The organism is Sabulicella glaciei, from assembly GCF_026183895.1.
Classification (GTDB): Bacteria; Pseudomonadota; Alphaproteobacteria; order Acetobacterales; family Acetobacteraceae; genus Roseococcus; species Roseococcus glaciei.
Window position 1 is genome coordinate 1 of record NZ_JAPFQI010000051.1, and the last position, 1,415, is coordinate 1,415.

General features: G+C 62.3%; 1 protein-coding gene and 1 pseudogene. Both read right to left on the minus strand.

Features of this window, described 5'->3' with window-relative positions; all coding sequences use genetic code 11:
• On the minus strand, positions 1-1,221 hold a 1,221-nt coding region (locus OF850_RS23315; protein WP_301592827.1), incomplete at its 3' end, for a right-handed parallel beta-helix repeat-containing protein.
• Between the two features lie 78 nt (positions 1,222-1,299).
• Positions 1,300-1,415 (minus strand): annotated as a pseudogene (locus OF850_RS23320) (IS481 family transposase); the annotation flags it as partial.

Here is a 1,415-nt window from a genome sequence, read left to right on the forward strand (position 1 = left end):
GATCGTCCCGCCGCTGATGGCCGTGCCGAGCATGACGGTGTCGGCCTGCGAGCCGCCCTTGATCACCTCGGTGTTGAAGACGACCAGCGTGTTCGGACCAGCCGAGGACAGGGTCAGCGTGTCACTGCCGGCCCCAAGGTCTACCGTTACTCCGTTCGCCACGCCCGACAGCGTGATGGAGTCATCGCCGGAGGTGCCGGTCACCTTGGAAGTATCCGTCGGGGTCGGTGCAGGCTCCGGAGCAGGCGATGAAACCGGATCGAGGGTCGGGGTGGGCTCGGGGGCAGGGGCAAGGGCCGTGGTGGCGGCCCAGGGCGACGAGGTGTCGAGCACGGGCGCCGTGGTCAGCACGGTCATCCCCGAGTAGCCAATCGGTCCGCTTCCATACTGGCTGGTCGATAGCCCGAAGACGCAGTTGTCCGCCACCGTCGCGGTGACCGATGTCGCGTTCCATAGGAGCTTCGAGGACGAGGAGGCTAGGAGGTTCGAGACCGTGTTGCCGGTGACGTCGATACTGTTGCTCGCGTGGAGGTTGCCCTCCTCACCGAAGGCCACGATCACCGGATTGCCGGAGCGTGCTCCCTGCTCAATCAAGTTGTTCTTCAGCACCGCGCGGCCGCCATTTGGCAGGTCGACGCTGTAGGAGCCGTTGCCTTGTCCCTCCGCGATGCGCGAGTTGGTGATGGTGGTGACCAAGGCCCGGCTCTTGATCTGATGGCCTACCACCGCGTCATGGAAGTAGCTGTTGTCGATCGTCAGCGAGCTGATGGCGCCGACGTAAAGGTTGTGGGTGTAGCCATCCCCGGCGCCGTTCTGGCTGAACTCCGAGCTGCGGATCGTGATGCTGCCCATGGCATTGGGGTTAGCGAGGATGCCATTCTGGTTGTGGTGGAAGTAACTCTCGATGACCGTCAAGTGGCCAGCTTGGTAGCGGATGCCAGCCCCGTTTCCATCGGGGACGGTGGTGCCGGAGAATTCGAGGCCCTTGATGGTGACGTCCGTGTTGGTGACCAGGATCCCCTTGCCGTTTGGCGGCGACGCAGTGGCCACCATCTTCACCATGCCGCCCACGCCCTGCAGGGTAATCTTCGTGTTGATGGTGGCGAAATCGTTTGTGTAGGTCCCGGCATCAATCGAGATGACGTCCCCATCTCGTGACGCCGCAACGGCGCCAGAAATCGTTGAGAACTGCTTGCCCAGCCCAACAGCTAAATTTGCCACTCTCTGCCCCCCGAACTCTCAGGAAATGAACAGCGGCGATTCAGCGAAGTTCGGGACCTTCGGCAATCCGTAGTAGTCCTAGATGTTTGGTCCCGGCATTTGGTGGTGCGGATTTGCGGTGAAACGCTGCGGCTCCTCGGCCCATGCTTTGCAGATGGCTTGATAGGGCGTGAGGCCGCGTAGGGTCTTCAAGC